This window comes from Mycobacterium rhizamassiliense (assembly GCF_900157375.1).
Lineage (GTDB): Bacteria > Actinomycetota > Actinomycetes > Mycobacteriales > Mycobacteriaceae > Mycobacterium > Mycobacterium rhizamassiliense.
Genome location: NZ_LT721901.1, coordinates 2,065,132 through 2,083,524 on the forward strand (window position 1 = coordinate 2,065,132; position 18,393 = coordinate 2,083,524).

An 18,393-nucleotide genomic window follows, 5' to 3' on the forward strand; every position below is an offset into this window, starting at 1 on the left:
ATGAACATGGTTGACTGTTGGCGGTCGCAGCTTCTGTGTTCGTGTCAAAACCTTCGCAGGAACAACGTTGCGGCCGCGGTTCCTGCGAGGTTATCGGTCGGGCGAAGTTCCGGCGACTCTGCGAGGTATGGCGGTCGTATTCGGCGCCCGGGGCATCGGAAGGCGGCGCCCCGCACCCAGAAGAAAAGGAAAGATCGAGAAATGCCACAGGGAACTGTGAAGTGGTTCAACGCGGAGAAGGGGTTCGGCTTTATCGCCCCTGAAGATGGTTCCGCGGATGTTTTTGTCCACTACACGGAGATCCAGGGTTCGGGCTTCCGCACCCTCGAAGAAAACCAGAAGGTCGAGTTCGAGATCGGCCACAGCCCTAAGGGCCCCCAGGCCACCGGAGTCCGCTCGGTCTAGATCGAGCAGATTCCGACGAAGCCCCCCGTCCTGTCCCGCCCAGCGGGTCCAGGCGGGGGGTTTTCACACTCAATGGAATTGACGCTGACGCAACCTCAGTTCGCCCCTTGGCCGTTGAGCGCCGCCGCGCCGGACGCGGCGAAGGCGGGGATTGACGACCTGGCTTACTGTCGTTGAGGTGAGCCAGCTTTCCTTCTTCACAGCAGAATCGGTGCCGCCCGCGGTCGCCGATCTGTGTGGGGTGCTGGCTGCCTCGGGTCAGGTGGTGCGGGTGGGCGCATCGGATGCGCAGGGCGCCCGGCTCTCCGTCGTCGTGGAGCAGCTGTGGCGCGCCTCAGGGCTGGCCGACATGATCCGGGAAGCGGGTATGGTGCCCGAGATGAGTCGCACCGAGGAGGGCACGCCCCTGGTGCGCACGGCGGTCGAGCTCTCGCTGACGACGATCGCCAGGGAATGGACGCGCGGGGCGGTCAAGACGGTGCCGCCGCGCTGGCTGCCCGGGCCGCGCGAGCTGCGGGCGTGGACGCTCGCGGCCGGCGGCCCCGAGGGGGACCACTATCTGCTGGGCCTGGATCCGCACGCGCCCGACACCCACTCGCCGTTGGCGTCCGCGCTGATGCGCGTTGGGATTGCGCCCACCCTGATCGGGACCCGTGGCGGGCACCCGGCCCTGCGGATTACCGGCCGCCGAAGGCTATCGCGGCTGGTAGAGAACGTAGGGGAGCCTCCCGACGATGCGGACGCGTTGCCACTGTGGCCCCGGTTGTAGGCCGGTACCCCGGATAGGTGAATACCTGCGTTTTCAGTGAGTCGGTTTGCGTAGGCCCGCCTAGGGGTGCGAAATTGTCAGGTGCCCGGACGGGAAGGAACGCCGGCGTATCTGAATTTCACCGGAATTTCGGATGTCCGCCTGTCATTCTTCCTGAGGGCGGTCTCGTGGGGGCCGGGATAAGAGATGGAGCGTAAGCGCAGTTGGCTGACCCGAATTTAGACCGCGACAGCAGCGGAAATGGCAGCCGTCGGCGACTTGTGATTGTCGAGTCGCCGACGAAGGCGCGCAAACTGGCGGGTTACCTGGGGTCCAGGTACATCGTCGAGTCGTCGCGCGGGCACATCCGTGACCTGCCGCGGGCCGCCGCCGACGTGCCCGCCAAGTACAAATCCGAACCCTGGGCGCGGCTCGGGGTCAACGTCGACGCCGACTTCGAACCGCTGTACATCATCAGCCCCGAGAAGAAGAGCACGGTCAGCGAGCTCAAGGGCCTGCTCAAGGACGTCGACGAGCTCTACCTGGCAACGGATGGTGACCGCGAGGGCGAGGCCATCGCCTGGCACCTGCTGGAAACCCTCAAGCCGCGCATCCCGGTCAAGCGCATGGTGTTCCACGAGATCACCGAGCCCGCGATCCTCGAGGCCGCCGCAAACCCCCGCGACCTGGACATCGACCTGGTCGACGCGCAGGAAACCCGGCGGATCCTGGACCGGCTGTACGGCTACGAGGTCAGCCCGGTGCTGTGGAAGAAGGTCGCGCCCCGGCTGTCGGCGGGCCGCGTCCAGTCCGTGGCCACCCGCATCATCGTGCAGCGCGAACGCGACCGGATGGCGTTCCGCAGCGCGTCCTACTGGGACATCATCGCCCAGCTGGACGCCAGCGTGTCCGACCCGGCCGCCGCGCCGCCCACCTTCACCGCCCGGCTGACGGGCGTAGACGGCCTGCGCGTGGCCAGCGGGCGCGACTTCGACTCGCTGGGCGTGCTGCGCAAGGCCGACGAGGTCGTCGTGCTCGACGAGGCCGATGCGACCTCGCTGGCGGCCGGCCTGCGCGGGGCCCAGCTGTCGGTGGCCTCGGTCGAGGAGAAGCCGTATACCCGGCGGCCCTACGCCCCGTTCATGACGTCGACGCTGCAGCAGGAGGCCGGGCGCAAGCTGCGGTTCTCCTCGGAGCGGACGATGAGCATCGCCCAGCGCCTGTACGAAAACGGCTACATCACTTATATGCGTACCGACTCGACGACGCTGTCGACCTCGGCGATCGACGCCGCGCGGACCCAGGCGCGCCAGCTCTACGGCGAGGAATACGTCTCCCCGTCGCCGCGGCAGTACACCCGCAAGGTCAAGAACGCCCAGGAGGCGCACGAGGCGATCCGGCCGGCCGGTGAGACATTCGCCACCCCGGACGCGGTGCGCCGCGAACTCGACGGCGACGAATTCCGGATCTACGAGCTGATCTGGCAGCGCACCGTCGCCTCGCAGATGGCCGACGCCCGTGGCACCACGCTGAGCCTGCGGATCAACGGCCGATCCGGCGACCGCGACGTTGTGTTCTCGGCCAGCGGTCGCACCATCACCTTCGCCGGCTTCCTGAAGGCGTATGTGGAAACCGTCGACGAGCTGGCCGGTGGCGAGGCCGACGACGCCGAGCGCCGCCTGCCCCGCCTCACCGAGGGCCAGCGGCTGGACGCCCAGGAGCTCACGCCCGACGGGCACGCCACCAACCCGCCCGCGCGCTACACCGAGGCGTCCCTGGTCAAGGCGCTCGAGGAGCTGGGAATCGGCCGCCCGTCGACGTATTCGTCGATCATCAAGACGATCCAGGACCGCGGCTACGTGCACAAGAAGGGCAGCGCCCTGGTGCCGTCGTGGGTCGCGTTCGCCGTAACCGGTTTGCTGGAACAGCATTTCGGCCGCCTGGTCGACTACGACTTCACCGCGGCGATGGAAGACGAGCTCGACGCCATCGCATCGGGCAACGAGCAGCGGACCAACTGGCTCAACAATTTCTACTTCGGTGGCGATCACGGCGTGCAGGATTCGGTGGCCCGCGCCGGCGGCCTGAAGAAGCTGGTCGGCGTCAACCTCGAGGGCATCGACGCGCGAGAAGTCAACTCCATCAAGCTCTTTGACGATGTCGAGGGGCGAACCATCTACGTGCGGGTGGGTAAGAACGGGCCCTACCTGGAGCGCACGATCACCGGCGACGACGGTGAGCCGAAGCCGCAGCGCGCCAACCTGAAGGATGAGCTGACTCCCGACGAGCTGACGCTCGAGGTGGCCGAGGAACTCTTCGCCACCCCGCAGGAGGGCCGCTCGCTGGGCGTCGACCCGCAGACCGGCCACGAAATCGTCGCCAAGGACGGGCGTTACGGGCCGTACGTGACCGAGGTCCTGCCCAAGCCCGAAGGCGAGGGCGACGACGGCGCGGCCGGGACGCCCGCGAAGAAGGGCAAGAAGCCGACCGGCCCGAAGCCCCGGACGGGATCTCTGCTGCGGACGATGGACCTGCAGACCGTCACGCTCGAGGACGCGCTGAAGCTGCTGTCGCTGCCCCGGGTCGTCGGTGTGGACCCCGAGTCCAAGGAAGAGATCACCGCGCAGAACGGCCGCTACGGCCCATACCTGAAGCGCGGCACCGATTCTCGCTCGCTGTCGTCCGAAGAGCAGATGTTCACGGTCACGCTCGACGAAGCGCTGCAGATCTACGCGCAGCCGAAACGCTCTGGGCGGCAAGGTGCTTCGGCGCCGCCGCTACGTGAGCTGGGTACCGACCCGGTGTCGAGCAAGCCAATGGTGGTCAAGGACGGTCGATTTGGGCCGTATGTCACCGACGGCGAGACCAACGCCAGCCTGCGCAAGGGCGACGACGTGATGTCGATTACCGACGAGCGCGCCTCCGAGCTGTTGGCGGACCGCCGCGCCCGCGGTCCGGCAAAACGCCCGGCCCGCAAGACAACTCGTAAGGCGCCGGCCAAGAAGACGGCCGCCAAAAAGGCCGCCAAGCGCAGCTAGCCGACCCGGCTAGTAGCCCGGGCCGATCGACTCGGAAGACGGTGCCTTCGCGGCGGCCTTGGTGACCCGTCCGTCGACCTGGCTCGCCAGCTTCAGCGGCCGGGCCAGCTGGGTGGGGGCCCGGCGGCCGCGCAGCTCGACCACCTCACCGACGTCCCAGCACAGCGCCTCGGCGTCCAGCGCGCCGCTGACCGCGATCGCCGAGGCGAGCACGTGCCCGGATTCCAGCTTGGCCAGCTCGGTGAGCCGGGCGGCCTCGTTGACCGGGTCGCCGATCACGGTGTACTCGAAGCGGGCCTGCGCGCCGATGTGGCCCGCGATGGCCCGCCCGGACGACACCCCGATGCCGAACTCCGCCGACCCGATCACCGGGAGCAGTGCGTCGTGGAGTTCGCGGGCGGCCGCCAGCGCACCGCCGGAGGCGTCGGGATGTTCGATGGGCGCGCCGAAAATCGCCAGCGCCGCGTCACCCTGGAACTTGTTGACGAAGCCGCCGTGCTTGCCGACGGTGTCGACGACCACGCGGAAGAACTCGTTGAGCAGGTGAACCACCTCGGCGGGCGGCCGGGTGGCGGCCAGCTGCGTGGAGCCGACCAGGTCGACGAACAGCACCGCGACGTCGCGCTCCTGGCCACCCAGCTCGGTGCCGCGCTCCAGCGCCCGCCGGGCGACGTCCTCGCCGACGTAGCGACCGAACAGGTCGCGCAGCCGCTGCCGCTCGGACAGGTCGCGCACCATGTCGTTGAAGCCGGCCTGCAGCAGGCCGAGCTCGCTGGCGTCGTAGATCTGCATGTGCGCGTTGAAGTTACCCCGCTGCACCTCCGAGAGCGCCCAGCGCAGCTGCCGCAGCGGGTCGGCAATCGACATGGCCACCAGCAGCGTGCTGAAGAAACCGATGCCCAGCGCCGCCAGGGCCAGCAGCAGGATCGGGGTGAACAACCGCTCCGGGGTGGCATGCAGCAGCGACGCCTTGTCGGCCACCACCGCCAGCACGATCGCCAGCACCGGCACGGCGGTGGACAGCGTCCAGGTCAGCAGCTGGCGCAGGATGACGCCGGGCGCCTTGACGTTCTCGGGCACGCCGCTGCGCAGCGCGGCGACCGCGACGGGCCGCAGCACCCGCTCGGACTGCAGGTAGCCGATGATCGACGTCGCGGCGGCGCCCAGCGCGGTCGAGACCGCCACCACGGGCGCCGCGTACTTGGCCACCGTCCAGCTGGCCAGCACGAACACCACACCACCGATGCACCACTGCACGACGCTGCTCAGCGTTCGGTAGAAGGGCATCCGCAACGCCCGGCTGCGGGCCAGCTCGGTGGCGGCCGGGTCGGTCTCGCCCAACAGGTTGTCGCGGCGCTGCCAGCGGAATACCGGCACCAGCAGCCGAAGGTTGATCACCCAGCCGGCGATCACCACGACGACCAGCGACACCGAGAAGACGGCCAAGTTGAGGGCGGGCAGGTCCTGCAGTTCGACGCGGTCCTGGGGCGGCAGCCCGTAGCGCAGGAAACCCAACACGAACAGGGCGCCGATGATGTCGGCCTGCAGCATGCTCAGCGAGAACAGCGGCCACGGGGTGCGCACCACCCACCGGACGAACCCGTTGATTCGCCCGGGCAGTGCTGCCCCGTTAGCCACCTGCCCACCGTATCGGTCGGGGGGGACTTGTCGGAAACCTCTAATTTCGTCGGCAAGTCGCCAGCACCTGGCAAAACACCGGGAAAGGTCACGGAATTGTCGCGAAATGGTAGCCATCCGGTAGACGTCGGCCGCTGTCATTACTGTTGCCGTTGATGTCCGGAGTGTTTACGCGGCTGGTAGGCCAGGAAGCGGTGGAAGCCGAGCTGCTCAGTGCGGCGCGGGCGGCCCGCCGTGATCCTGTTCACAGCACCACCGAGCCCGGGACTATGACACATGCCTGGCTGATCACCGGACCGCCGGGTTCGGGGCGCTCGGTGGCCGCGTTGTGCTTTGCCGCAGCGCTGCAATGTATCTCGGATGGCGAGCCCGGCTGCGGGAGCTGCCGGGCGTGCTCGACGACGATGGCCGGCACCCACGCCGACGTGCGGCGGGTGATCCCCGAAGGCCTGTCCATCGGCGTGGACGAGATGCGGTCCATCGTGCAGATCGCGTCGCGCCGGCCGACCACCGGGCACTGGCAGATCGTGGTGATCGAGGACGCCGACCGGCTGACCGAGGGCGCGGCCAACGCCCTGCTGAAGGTCGTCGAGGAGCCGCCGCCGTCGACGGTGTTTCTGTTGTGCGCGCCGTCGGTGGATCCCGAGGACATCGCCGTCACGCTGCGGTCCCGTTGCCGCCACGTCGCGTTGGTGACCCCGTCGACCGACGCGATCGCGCGGGTGCTGGTCGACCGCGACGGCCTGGCGTCCGACACGGCGCAGTGGGCGGCGTCGGTCAGCGGCGGGCACGTCGGCCGCGCGCGCCGGCTGGCTACCGACCCCGAGGCCCGGCAGCGTCGCGAGCGCGCCCTCGGGCTGGTCCGCGATGCCGCGACGCCGTCGCGGGCGTACGCCGCCGCCGAGGAGCTGGTGGCCGCCGCCGAGACCGAGGCGGTGGTGTTGACCGCTGACCGCGCCGAGGCCGAGACCGAAGAGCTGCGGACGGCCCTGGGGGCCGGCGGGACGGGCAAGGGCACCGCCGGGGCCATGCGCGGCGCCGCGGGCGCCATCAAGGACCTGGAGCGGCGGCAGAAGTCCCGCCAGACCCGGGCGTCCCGGGACGCGCTGGACCGGGCGCTGATCGACCTGGCGACCTACTTCCGCGACGCGCTGCTGGTTTCATCCAGCGCCGGGGCAGTCGCGGCCAACCATCCGGACATGGCCCAGCCGGTGGCCGCCCTGGCCGCCCACGCCGCCCCGGCACGGCTGCTGCGCTGCATCGAGGCGGTGCTGGAGTGCCGCGAGGCGCTGGCCGTCAACGTCAAGCCGAAGTTCGCCGTCGACGCCATGGTCGCGACTATCGGCCAGCAGCTGCGGGGCTGAAGTTGGGTGCGCGCGCCCGCCTGCCGTAGACTCGTGCCGCCCGGCGTGAGGGTGTGCCGCCTTAGCTCAGTCGGTAGAGCGATTCACTCGTAATGAATAGGTCGGGGGTTCGATTCCCCCAGGCGGCTCCACATCATCGGTTGTATTCTCACCGCGATGACGAGCGTCAGCGTAATTTGCCCGACTTATCAGCGCGGTGCGCAACTGCGCCGAATGATCGGGTATTTCGAAGCCCAGACGTTCGCCGGCGAATTGCAATTGATGATCCTCGACGACAGCCCCGAACCCGACGAATCCCTTGCGGCCGAGGAATATCGAAGCGCCGGAATTCACTACTTCCATCGCCCGGGCAACCGGATGTCGATCGGCGCCAAGCTCAATGCGCTGATGGAGTTGGCGTGCGGCGACGTCCTGATGCGGTTTGACGACGACGACTACTACGCGCCCGCCTACGTGGAGCGGATGCTGGCGCTGCTCGGCGACGACGATTACCTCACCCTGAGCGGATGGTTTCTCTACAGCCGGGTACACGGGAAATTCTGCTACTGGGAAACCGACGCGCTGTCGCCGGTGCATTTCGTGCTGTCGCCGCACGACAAGTTTTTGCCCGTGTCGACCGCGGGGATGGCGCAGGAGTCGGTGCTGCCGCATCTCAACGGCTATGGATTCGCCTCCGCGTGGCGGCGAGGCGTCGCCGAGGTCGTCCGCTTCCCGAACCAGGATCACGGCGAGGATGCGGAGTTCGTCGACGGCATCGTGAATGCGGGCTTTCGGACGCGCTATGCCGCCGACGTCGAGGGCCTGGCACTGCACCTCGTGCACCACGACAACATCTCCCGCGCGTTCCCGCAGTACGTGCTGCCGGAGTTCTTGCTAGCCAAGTACTTTCCCGGCTACGCGCCGCCGGAGGTGGACGCCTAGGCCGGCGCCAAAAACCCCACCGGCCCAGACGCGATGCACAGCGACAGCGCGGTGGTGTTGGCGCGAACGACGATCGCGTCACCGGCGCCCGGCACGCGCGCGAAGGTCCGGTTCAGTCCCGGATGCAGCGGCACCTTCACCTCAGGGCCCTCGGCCAGCGACACCGTCATCGAGCCGTCGCTGTTGGCCAGGTAGTTGAATTCGACGGTCCAATCGGCGGGCAGCAGCGGCCCGTCCAGCGCCAGGCGGGCCGGCTTGTCCGGCTGGACGAAGTAGCCGCACTGCGGCATAGGTCCCGGCGCGATCGTGCGCACCCACGTCACGCGCGCGGGCACCAGATGGCCCGAACTGTCGAACATGCGCAATTGCGTTGTCGCGGGCTCGAATTCGGGCCGCTCCCGCAGCAGGGCGAACATGTGGCTGGCCAGGTTCTCCGGGTAGGCCACCCGCTGCAGCACCAGCGGATCGACCTCCTGGTCCAGCAGCGGTGCGGCCGAATCCGCATGCGCAGCAGCCAAACTCGCGCGGGCATGCTGCAAGTAGAGCTGGGCCGGGTTGTCGCGCCAGCTGGCCAGAAAGGTCGTCGTCGAGTACAGGCTGCTGGCCACGAACAACGCCGCCATGCCCGTCGCCGCCAGCGTGCGCCCGCGCGAGACGTCCAGCCAGCGCGCGCCCAGCGACCGGTTCGGTGCGCACAACGCCACCGCGGCCAGCAGCGCCAGCACCACCACCAGGTCCGGCAGATAGCGCAGCGTCTGGGCCAGTTCCAGCGCGGTGAACCGTGACGACCGCAGCAGATAGATCGGGACCTGGCAGGCCGCGGCGTAGCCGACCGCGGTCAGCCACACCAGGCCGATGCGCCGCTTGCGGACCAGCGACAGCGCCAGCACCCCCGCCAGCACCAGCCAGCCCAGCGCCATCACCACCGGCGGCGGGGTGGCCCACGGCGACGCCGGCGCCCAGCGGTCCCAGTGCCAGGGCCCGCCGGCCAGCCCGGGGACGATGCCGTGGGTGACCGAGCGCGACAGCAGGTCCCAGGTCATCGCGAGGTCGAAACTCCAGCGCTGGTGGTTGACCACCACCAGGTAGACCGCGATCCAGCCGGCCGTGACGAGCAGCGAGGCGATCCACAACCGGCGCCCGGCGCGCCACACGGTCCGCAGCGCCGCCGGATCGCCGCGGACGTGGCAGAGCAGGGCGGCCACCGCGAACGCCACGAACGGGATCACCGCGGCCTTTTCGAAGAACAGCAGCCCGCCGAAGTAGACGCCAACGGCCGTCGCCGCGTAGCGCTGCCGGCCGGTGCGCACCAGCAACACCGCGTCGGCGCACACCCAGCACAGCGCCGCGAGCATCGGCAGCGAGTTCAGGGCGGCCGCCCACCACGCGAACCCCGGCACTGCCAGCGGTGTGAACAGTGCGAAGGTCAGCGGGATCAGCAGCACCGGCCGCCAGCCGAGGATCACGTGCAGCGCGCGCAGCAGCGCCAGCGAGGCCAGCAGCTGCAGCACCACCAGGCTGATCGCGGGCCCGGTCCAATCCAGCGGCGCCAACCGGGTGATCGCCCCGGCGACCAGGAAGGCGGCCGGCATCACGTGGCCGTCGTGGTCGTCGAACAGGTACGACGGCGACAGCAGGCCCTGGGTGCCGGCCTTGCCGACGAGAATCAGGTCGTCCCAGTAGAAATAGCCGTCGAACGCGAGCACCGCCCGGATCACCAGCTGGACCACGATCAGGGCGACGGCCGCCACGGCGACCCCCGGGTATGGTGGGCCGGTGCGCGCACTGGTCACCGGGGCAGCCGGATTCATCGGGTCGACGCTAGTCGACCGCTTGTTGGCCGACGGTCACACCGTGGTGGGGTTGGACAACTTCGCGACGGGCCGGGCGACCAACCTCGAGCATCTGGTCGACAACCCCGCACACGTCTTCGTCGAAGCCGACATCGTGACGGCGGACCTGGACGCCATCCTCGCCGAGCACCGGCCCGAGGTGGTGTTCCACCTGGCGGCCCAGATCGACGTGCGGAAGTCGGTGGCCAACCCGCAATTCGACGCGTCGGTCAACGTGACCGGCACCGTGCGGCTGGCCGAGGCCGCGCGCCTGGCCGGCGTTCGCAAGGTCGTGCACACCTCGTCGGGCGGATCGATCTACGGCACCCCGCCGACATACCCGACGCCCGAGAGCGTGGCATGCGACCCGTGGTCGCCGTACGCGGCGGGCAAGGTGGCCGGCGAGATCTACCTGAACACGTTCCGGCACCTCTACGACATGGACTGCTCGCACATCGCGCCGGCGAATGTCTATGGGCCACGCCAAGATCCGCACGGCGAGGCGGGCGTGGTGGCGATCTTCGCCCAGGGGCTGCTGGCGGGCACGACGACCAAGGTGTTCGGTGACGGCAGCAACACCCGCGACTACGTGTTCGTCGACGACGTGGTGGACGCCTTCGTCAAGGCCTCGGGCGAGGCGGGCGGCGGGCAGCGCTTCAACGTCGGCACCGGCGTGGAAACCTCGGACCGGCAACTGCATACGGCGGTGGCGGCGGCCGTCGGCGCGCCCGACGACCCGGAGTTCCACCCGCCCCGGCTGGGCGACCTGAAGCGGTCTTGCCTCGACATCAGTTCGGCGGCAACGGTTTTAGGCTGGGAGCCGAAGGTGGCACTGGACGACGGCGTGCGCCGCACGGTCGAGTACTTCCGGTCGGTCCAGGCGTCGTAGCGCTACTCGGGCGCCTGCGCGCCGTCCAGGGCGACGGCACGGGCCAGTCGCGCGTAGCGCAGCTCCAGGTCCTTGAACCGCATGTAGGTGCTCAGCGTGGTGAAGCTGAACGCCATGATCAGCGCGTAGAGCATCAGGTCGGTGCCGCGCCGCACGCCGAACCAGTGCGCGACCACGGTGGTGTCGTCGGGCCGCAGCACCGCGTAGATGCCGGCCAGCACGAAAAGGACGTAGCCGACCTTGACCCAGGCCTTGGACCGTGAGCTTCTGCGCGAGCGCAGCAGGTAGACCAGCAGCGCGACGATCGAACCGATCAGCAGCACCTGGATCCAGTTCACTTAGGACCTCCCTCGCAGGAACCCGTCGAAGATGATGTTGACCCCGTTGAGCAGGGGCTGGCCCTTCGACTTCGAGTATTCGGTGTAGAGCACCTGGACCGGCTCTTCGGCTACCCGCCAATGGTTTTCGGCGATAAGCATGATGAATTCGTTGGCGTGACTCATGCCGCTCATGGTGATTTCCAGCCCGTCGGCCACCTTCTTGTTGAACACCCGCAGGCCGTTGTTGGTGTCGGTCAGGCCCAGCCGGCGACCGCGCCTGCTCAACCGCGCGGCGGTCTGCAGCACCAGCGCCTTGAGGAACGGCGGCCGGTCTCCGCCGGGATTGGCGAATCGGGTCCCGATGACGATGTCGACCTCGCCGGTGCGCACGCGCTCGACCATCGCGGCCAGGTCCGCGACGCGATGCTGCCCGTCGGCGTCGAACGTCGCGAAGATCTGCGCCCCGGGCTGCCGCCGCGCATACTCGACGCCGGTCTGGATCGCCGCGCCCTGGCCCAGGTTGATCGGATGGCGCACCAGGTGCGCACCGGCGCGGCGGGCGATCTCCCCGGTGCCGTCGGGGCTGCCGTCGTCCACGCACACGACGTTGCCGAAGACCGCGCGCACATCGGCGACGACCTCGCCGATGACCGCGGCTTCGTTGAAGGCCGGAATGACGATCCAGACGCCAGGCTGATCCGTTTCGATGCTCACAGGTTAGCCAGGTTCACCCGGCTGGGCGCCCGACGCGCGCCAACGCCAGCAAGTGCACACCGATGCCGACCAGCGGGCCGCACAGCAGGCCGACCACCGTGCGGGTCTCCAGGGGCAGCGGCAGCATCAGCAACAGCCCCGACGCCGCCGTCGCCCCGACCCAGCCCAGCGAATAGGCGCGGTGCAGCGCGGCCGCGACCGCGGCGGCCCCGGTCAGCGTCAGCATGGCGATCGACACCGCGGCGCCCGTCAGCCACGCCAGCAGTGTGGAGCTGGCGTCGTACTGCGCCCCGAAAGCAACGCGCAGCAGCCACGGGCCCACGAGCGCGGCGGCCACCACCCCGACCGCCCCGATCGCGAGGACGATCAGCGCGGGGTTGACCAGCGCCCGCAGTCGGTGGGTGCGCTCGTCGACGAAATGCGCGATCAGGTTGCCCTGCATCGCGGTCAGCGGGACCAGCAGCGGCGTGCGCGTCAGCATCACGGCCAGGATGATCACGCCGCCCTGGGCGCCGAGTTCGTTCGAGGTCAGTTTCAGCAGCACCGGAAAGCCCATCACCAGGATCGCGCTGGCGCCGGCCGCCGTCATGGAATGGGCGGTGCCGCGCAGGAAGGTCGCGACGCTGCCCAGCGTAAGCACCCGGGCCGCGGCGCGCGCCGACGGCGAGGCCACCAGCAGGACGAACCAGGCCACCGCGCCGGCGACCGTCGCCCACAGGAAGCCGGCCAGGCCCCAGCCGATCACGAACGCGGCCACGGCGACCGCCAAGCGGATCACCACGTCGGTGACCATCAGCGCCGCGTAGTGGGTCCACCGGTCGGTGCCGGCCAGCGTGCCGAGCAGGGCGGAGTGCAGGCAGAAACCGGCCAGGCCGGCGGCCAGCAGCAGCACCGACAGCCAGCGCGCCTCGACGAAGACCCGCCCGCCCCACAGCGGGGAGCTGCCGACGATGACGGCGGCGGCGGCGACTCCGACCAGCGCCGCCACCCGGAGCGGATGGGTGTGGGGCGTGCCGGGATCCGGCCGAACATCGGTGTACCGCGTGGCGCGGACCTCCCGGGTGGTCTCCTGCAGCAGGCCGTTGGCGGCGCCGCCCACCAATCCGAACGCTCCCCAGAACACGCCGAACACGGAGAAGCCACTCGGCGCCAGGGCGCGCGCGGCCAGGTAGATCAGCACGTAGCCGCACACGGCGGTGACGGCGGTCGCGGCGCCGACCCGCGCCACGCTGGCCCGGGCGGCCGGCCCCTGCGGTGCTCCGGTGACGCCGGGAGCCCCGAGCGGAGACGCGGCACCGCCGACCTCGGTCACCGAAGCGGCGCTTTAGGTCGATCGACGCGATGTATTGCCACAATTTGAAAATAGTAAGTGCGCTCCTCGCCGGCTCTCGCGATGGTGATCGGCTTCGCTAGTGTGGGCGGCTGTCAGGAAGGATCCATGGCAGCCCTACGCGTCTTCGGCTTCTCGCTTCTGGTGACCGCGCTGGCCCTGGTCGCCGGATATGCCCACGGCGGGCTCAACGCCCTGTTCTTGCTCGTCGCGCTGGCCGTCCTCGAGGTGTCGCTGTCGTTCGACAACGCCATCATCAACGCCGCGATCCTGCGGCGGCTGAGCCGGTTCTGGCGGCAGATGTTCCTGACGATCGGAATTCTGATCGCGGTCTTCGGGATGCGACTGGCGTTTCCGCTGCTACTGGTCTGGGCGACCGCCGGCGTCGACCCCGTCCGCGCGTTCGACCTGGCGCTCAATCCGCCGCCGCACGGCGCACTGGAATTCCCCGACGGCTCACCCAGTTACGAGAAGCTGCTGGTTTCGGCGCACCCGCAGATCGCGGCCTTCGGCGGGATCTTCCTGCTGATGCTTTTCCTGGATTTCCTCGTCCAGGATCGAGACATCAAGTGGCTCAAGTGGATTGAGATTCCCTTCGCGCGCATCGGCCGGCTCGGCCAGGTGTCGGTGGCGGTGGCCGTCGTCGCTCTGGTGCTCGTCGGCACGACGTTGACGCACTCCGGCCAGGAGCGCGCGACCGTGCTGACGGCCGGGCTGCTGGGCTTGGTGACCTACCTCGTCGTCAACGGGCTGAGCCGGGCGTTCCGGCCGCCGGATCTCGAAGCGGCGGCGGGCGGCACGGTGGTGGCGGCAGGCAAGGCCGGCCTGACGCTGTTCATCTACCTCGAGGTGCTCGACGCCGCCTTCTCGTTCGACGGGGTCACCGGCGCCTTCGCGATCACGTCGGACCCGATCGTCATCGCGCTGGGCCTCGGCGTCGTGGGCTCGATGTTCGTCCGGTCGATCACCATCTACCTCGTGGAGCAGGAGGCGCTGGATCGATACGTGTATCTCGAGCACGGCGCGCACTGGGCGATCGGCGCGCTGGCCGTGATCATGCTGCTGTCGATCGATCCGCACCTGGAGATCCCCGAGGCGCTCACCGCGTCGGTGGGGGTGGTCTTCATCGGCGCGGCGTTGACGTGGAGCGTGCTGCGCAACCGGCGGATCGCCAAGACCGCTTGAGGTCACGCCAAAAGCGTTAGTGCCCTTCGGTTTTGAACCGCTCTATCGAGCGCTGGATCTCGGCCTCGGCCTCGGCGCGCCCGACCCAGTCGGCGGCCTTGACGAACTTGCCCGGCTCCAGGTCCTTGTAGTGCACGAAGAAGTGCTTGATGACGTCCAGTTCGTAGGCCGGAACGTCGCCGATGTCCTGGATGTGGTCCCAGCGGTGGTCGCCGGCCGGCACACACAGCACCTTGTCGTCGCCGCCCTTCTCGTCGGTCATCCGGAACATGCCCACCGGGCGCGCTTCCACGATCACCCCGGGGAACACCGACTGCGGCAACAGCACCATCGCGTCCAGCGGGTCGCCGTCCTCGCCGAGGGTGTCCTCGATGAAGCCGTAGTCGGCCGGGTAGACCATCGACGTGTAGAGGTAGCGGTCCAGCTTCAACCGTCCGGTCTCGTGGTCGACCTCGTACTTGTTCCGCTGCCCTTTCGGGATCTCAATGACCACGTCGAATTGCACTGTTTCGGCTCCTTCAAAAAAGAAACTGTCTCGGGGGGCCCGGGTAGACCAGTTGCGTTGCGCGTTCACCCTAGCCGAGAGGCCGATACGCCGGATCGTTCGGCAGAATGGGACGAAACAGTCAGGAGATTCATGGGTCCGACTCGCCGGCGAAGATCCATTCAAGTATTCATCGGGTTAGCCGCGGTGGCGTTTGTCGCCGCCGTGGTCGCGGCGGCGATGTTCTTCACCTCGGCCGGGCACGGCGCCAACGGCACGCGGGCTTCGGTACAGCCGCCGCACCCGCCGACGGTGAAGCCGGGCATGGTGCCCGTGGCCGACAACGCCGAGACGCCAAGCGCGGGCGGGCTCGCGGCCGCGCTGGGGCCCGCGCTCGCCGACCCGAACCTGGGCAGCCTGGGCGGCCGGGTCACCGACGCCCTCACCGGCAAAGAACTCTGGCAGGTGGCCGACGGCCTGCCCTTGGTGCCCGCATCGACCAACAAGGTGCTGACCGCGGCCGCGGCGCTGCTGACGCTGGACAGCCAGGCCCGGATCACCACCAAGGTGGTGGCCGGCAGCCAGAATCCCCAGGGGCCCGTCGTGCTGGTGGGTGCCGGTGATCCGACGCTGTCGGCGGCGCCACCCGGCGTCGACACCTGGTATCGCGGGGGGCCGCGCATCAGCGACCTGGTGGAACAGATCCACCGCAGCGGCATGACCCCGACCGCGGTGCAGGTGGACACCTCGGCGTTCACCGGCCCGACGCTGGCGCAGGGCTGGGACCCGGCCGACGTCGACAACGGTGACATCGCGCCGATCGAGTCGGCCATGATCGACGCCGGGCGCATCCAGCCCAGCACCGTCAACTCGCGGCGGTCGAAGACCCCGGCGCTGGACGCCGGGCGTGAGCTCGCAAAGGCCCTCGGCCTGGACCCCGGGGCGGTGACGATCGCGACGGCGCCGTCGGGCGCGCGGCAGCTGGCGGTGGTGCAGTCGGGGCCGCTGATGCTGCGGCTGTCCGAGATGATGGACCACTCCGACAACGTGCTCGCCGAATGCATCGCCCGCGAGGTCGCGGCCGCGATCAACCGGCCGCGCAGCTTCGCCGGCGCGGTCGACGCGGTGACCAACCGGTTGAGCAACGCGCACATCGACACCAGCGGCGCCGCGCTGCAGGACTCCAGCGGGCTCTCCGTCGATGACCGGCTGACGGCCAAGACGCTCGACGGCACGGTGCAGGCCGCCGCCGGACCCGACCAGCCGGCGCTGCGACCGCTGCTGGACCTGCTGCCGATCGCCGGCGGCAGCGGCACGCTGGCCGATCGCTTCCTCGACCAGGCCACCAACCAAGGTCCGGCCGGCTGGCTGCGGGCGAAGACGGGCTCGCTGACCGCCATCAACTCGCTGGTCGGCGTCGTCACCGACCGCAGCGGACGTGTCCTGACATTCGCCTTCCTGTCGAACGCGGCCGGCCCCAACGGCCGCAACGCGGTGGACGCGCTGGCGAGCAGGTTGTGGACCTGTGGGTGCGCATGACACCCGCTGACCTGACCATGGGTGACGCCGTCGACTGGCAATTCGCCGCCAGTGTCGGCCAGCGACTGGCCCGGCCGGGCCCGCTGTCCAGCGACTACACCCGCCGTCAGGTCATCGACGAGCTGGCCAGCTCGGCGGCGAAGGCCGAGCCGCTGGTGCGCGACGTGACGGGCTTGATCGCCGACGGCGGCATCCCGGCGGCCCGCGTCGTCGACCGCGTCGAGTGGGTTAGCGCCGCGGCCGAGTCGATGCGGCTGATGGTGAACGGGGCCGAGAAGCCGCGCGGGTTTCTCACCGGCCGGATCACCGGCGCCCAGACCGGCGCGGTACTGGCGTTCGTGTCCTCCGGGATCCTCGGCCAGTACGACCCGTTCGCGGCCGACCGCGAGGGCTGCCTGCTGCTGGTCTATCCGAATGTCATCGCCGTCGAGCGGCAGCTGCGCATCGACCCCGCCGACTTCCGGCTATGGGTGTGCCTGCACGAGGTGACGCACCGGGTGCAGTTCACCGCCAACCGCTGGCTGACCGACTACATGTCGCAGGCGCTGGCGCTGCTGACCCGGGACGCCGGTGACGACATCGGGCAGGTGGCCGGCCGGCTCGCCGACTACGTCCGCAACCGCGGGCTGGGCACCGGCGACGCCGACGGCGGCACGTCGGGCATTCTCGGCGTGGTGCGCGCCGTGCAGTCCGAGCCGCAGCGCGAGGCCCTGGATCAGCTGCTGGTGCTCGGCACCCTGCTGGAGGGCCACGCCGACCACGTGATGGACGCGGTCGGGCCGATGGCGGTGCCGTCGGTAACCACCATCCGCCGCCGCTTCGACGAACGCCGTCACCGCAAGCAGCCGCCGCTGCAGCGCCTGTTGCGCGCGCTGCTGGGCCTGGACGCCAAGCTCGACCAGTACACCCGGGGCAAGGCGTTCGTCGACCACGTAGTGGGCAAGGTCGGCATGACACGGTTCAACGCCGTCTGGTCGAGCCCCGAAACACTGCCCCTGCCCGCCGAGATCGAAGAACCGCAGCGATGGATCGACAGGGTCCTGTAGCGCAGCTGCGCGCCGCCGTCGAGGGGTTCGCCCAGGCCTACGTGGCCACCGCGGAGCAATGGTGCGTGGCGCTGTCGGGTGGGCCGGACTCGTTGGCGCTGACCGCGGTGGCCGCCCAGCTGCGGCCCACCACCGCGTGCATCGTCGACCACGGCCTGCAGCCCGGCTCCGCCGAGATCGCCGAGACCGCCCGCGCCCAGGCCCTCGGGTTGGGATGCGTTGACGCACAAGTGGTTTGCGTGCGGGTGGGCAACGAGGGCGGGCCCGAGGCCGCGGCGCGCGCCGCCCGGTACGCCGCGCTGGGCGCCTACCATATCGGCCCGATGCTGCTGGCGCACACGCTCGACGACCAGGCCGAGACGGTGCTGCTCGGCTTGGGCCGCGGCTCCGGGGCGCGCTCGATCGCCGGGATGCGGCCGCACGATCCGCCCTGGTGCCGGCCGCTACTGGGGGAGCGGCGGGCCACCACCCACGCCGCGTGCCGGGAGCTGGGCCTGACCGCCTGGCAGGACCCGCACAACGCCGACCCGCGCTTCACCCGGACCCGGCTGCGTGCCGAGGTGCTGCCGCTGTTGGAAGAGGTGCTGGGCGGCGGGGTCGCCGAAGCGCTGGCGCGCACCGCGATCGCGCTGCGCGAGGACACCGAGCTGATCGACGCGCTCGCCGCCGCGGCGCTGCCCGCGGCGACCGAGGGGACCGGGCTGCAAGTGCGGGCGCTGGCCGGCCTGCCGGACCCGGTCCGGCGCCGGGTGATCCGCGGCTGGCTGCTGGCCGGCGGTGCGACCGGGCTGACCGACAAGCAGATCCGCGGGGTGGACGCGCTGGTCACCGCGTGGCGCGGGCAGGGCGGGGTGGCGGTCGGATCCGCGCTGCGCAACGAGCGATTGATCGCGGCGCGGCGCGACGGCGTCCTCGCCATGCATCGCGAACCGGTATAGAA

At 69.8% G+C, this 18,393-nt stretch carries 16 protein-coding genes and 1 tRNA gene; 11 read left to right on the forward strand and 6 right to left on the reverse strand.

The genetic code is table 11. From position 1 onward, the window contains the following. The first annotated feature begins 201 nt into the window (after positions 1–201). The 3 genes from cspA (at position 202) to topA (ending at position 4,191) form a co-directional block, all read left to right on the forward strand. Positions 202–405, forward strand: a complete 204-nt coding sequence (gene cspA, locus MRAB57_RS10050) for a cold shock protein CspA (protein ID WP_007166602.1) — start codon at positions 202–204, stop codon at positions 403–405. Between the two features lie 178 nt (positions 406–583). Beyond that, positions 584–1,174: a hypothetical protein gene (locus MRAB57_RS10055; protein ID WP_077087430.1), complete on the forward strand. Its 591-nt coding sequence runs from the start codon at positions 584–586 to the stop codon at positions 1,172–1,174. 203 nt (positions 1,175–1,377) lie between these two features. Continuing rightward, positions 1,378–4,191, forward strand: a complete 2,814-nt coding sequence (topA, locus tag MRAB57_RS10060; RefSeq protein ID WP_077087432.1) for a type I DNA topoisomerase — start codon at positions 1,378–1,380, stop codon at positions 4,189–4,191. Between the two features lie 9 nt (positions 4,192–4,200). Here the strand turns inward: topA and MRAB57_RS10065 are convergent, their stop codons facing one another. Then, entirely contained in the window at positions 4,201–5,874 is a 1,674-nt protein-coding gene (locus MRAB57_RS10065) for an adenylate/guanylate cyclase domain-containing protein (protein WP_245836084.1), read from the reverse strand. A gap of 110 nt (positions 5,875–5,984) precedes the next feature. Between MRAB57_RS10065 and MRAB57_RS10070 the strand changes: the two genes are divergently transcribed. The 3 genes from MRAB57_RS10070 (at position 5,985) to MRAB57_RS10080 (ending at position 8,114) form a co-directional block, all read left to right on the forward strand. Continuing rightward, the gene (locus MRAB57_RS10070; protein WP_077087434.1) at positions 5,985–7,193 is read left to right on the forward strand and encodes a DNA polymerase III subunit delta'; all 1,209 of its coding nucleotides are present in this window, start codon (positions 5,985–5,987) and stop codon (positions 7,191–7,193) included. 55 nt (positions 7,194–7,248) lie between these two features. Then, positions 7,249–7,324 (forward strand) — tRNA-Thr (locus MRAB57_RS10075). 25 nt (positions 7,325–7,349) lie between these two features. Further along, complete coding sequence (locus tag MRAB57_RS10080; RefSeq protein ID WP_077087435.1) at positions 7,350–8,114, forward strand: glycosyltransferase family 2 protein; 765 nt, start codon at positions 7,350–7,352, stop codon at positions 8,112–8,114. On the opposite strand, the gene MRAB57_RS10085 is transcribed toward MRAB57_RS10080, so the two are convergent. Continuing rightward, positions 8,111–9,925, reverse strand: a complete 1,815-nt coding sequence (locus MRAB57_RS10085; RefSeq protein WP_173813925.1) for a hypothetical protein — start codon at positions 9,923–9,925, stop codon at positions 8,111–8,113. The genes MRAB57_RS10080 and MRAB57_RS10085 overlap by 4 nt on opposite strands. On the opposite strand from MRAB57_RS10085, the gene MRAB57_RS10090 reads away from it, so the two are divergent. Next, a complete protein-coding gene (locus MRAB57_RS10090) occupies positions 9,891–10,835 on the forward strand; it encodes a GDP-mannose 4,6-dehydratase (RefSeq protein WP_077087436.1) in 945 nt (314 codons plus the stop codon). The genes MRAB57_RS10085 and MRAB57_RS10090 overlap by 35 nt on opposite strands. 2 nt (positions 10,836–10,837) lie before the next feature. On the opposite strand, the gene MRAB57_RS10095 is transcribed toward MRAB57_RS10090, so the two are convergent. Genes MRAB57_RS10095 through MRAB57_RS10105 form a run of 3 tightly spaced genes read right to left on the reverse strand, consistent with a single transcriptional unit; the run spans position 10,838 to position 13,181 of the window. Continuing rightward, positions 10,838–11,173: a DUF2304 domain-containing protein gene (locus MRAB57_RS10095; RefSeq protein ID WP_077087437.1), complete on the reverse strand. Its 336-nt coding sequence runs from the start codon at positions 11,171–11,173 to the stop codon at positions 10,838–10,840. Continuing rightward, on the reverse strand, positions 11,174–11,869 hold the full coding sequence (locus tag MRAB57_RS10100; RefSeq protein ID WP_077087438.1) for a glycosyltransferase family 2 protein: 696 nt from the start codon (positions 11,867–11,869) through the stop codon (positions 11,174–11,176). A 13-nt stretch (positions 11,870–11,882) separates the two neighbouring features. Continuing rightward, on the reverse strand, positions 11,883–13,181 hold the full coding sequence (locus tag MRAB57_RS10105; protein ID WP_108637920.1) for a polysaccharide biosynthesis protein: 1,299 nt from the start codon (positions 13,179–13,181) through the stop codon (positions 11,883–11,885). A gap of 126 nt (positions 13,182–13,307) precedes the next feature. Here MRAB57_RS10105 and MRAB57_RS10110 point away from each other — a divergent pair, with 126 nt between their 5' ends. Further along, positions 13,308–14,384 carry a DUF475 domain-containing protein gene (locus MRAB57_RS10110; protein WP_077090521.1) on the forward strand — a complete coding sequence of 359 codons (1,077 nt, stop codon included), beginning with the start codon at positions 13,308–13,310 and terminating at the stop codon, positions 14,382–14,384. 16 nt (positions 14,385–14,400) lie between these two features. Here the strand turns inward: MRAB57_RS10110 and MRAB57_RS10115 are convergent, their stop codons facing one another. Continuing rightward, a complete protein-coding gene (locus tag MRAB57_RS10115) occupies positions 14,401–14,889 on the reverse strand; it encodes an inorganic diphosphatase (protein ID WP_077087439.1) in 489 nt (162 codons plus the stop codon). Between the two features lie 132 nt (positions 14,890–15,021). On the opposite strand from MRAB57_RS10115, the gene dacB reads away from it, so the two are divergent. Genes dacB through tilS form a run of 3 tightly spaced genes read left to right on the forward strand, consistent with a single transcriptional unit; the run spans position 15,022 to position 18,391 of the window. Further along, positions 15,022–16,407: a D-alanyl-D-alanine carboxypeptidase/D-alanyl-D-alanine endopeptidase gene (gene dacB / locus MRAB57_RS10120; protein WP_077087440.1), complete on the forward strand. Its 1,386-nt coding sequence runs from the start codon at positions 15,022–15,024 to the stop codon at positions 16,405–16,407. Next, complete coding sequence (locus MRAB57_RS10125) at positions 16,404–17,453, forward strand: zinc-dependent metalloprotease (protein ID WP_077090522.1); 1,050 nt, start codon at positions 16,404–16,406, stop codon at positions 17,451–17,453. The genes dacB and MRAB57_RS10125 overlap by 4 nt, the downstream gene beginning before the upstream one ends. Further along, entirely contained in the window at positions 17,432–18,391 is a 960-nt protein-coding gene (tilS, locus tag MRAB57_RS10130; protein WP_077087441.1) for a tRNA lysidine(34) synthetase TilS, read from the forward strand. The genes MRAB57_RS10125 and tilS overlap by 22 nt, the downstream gene beginning before the upstream one ends. The last annotated feature ends 2 nt before the right edge of the window (positions 18,392–18,393 follow it).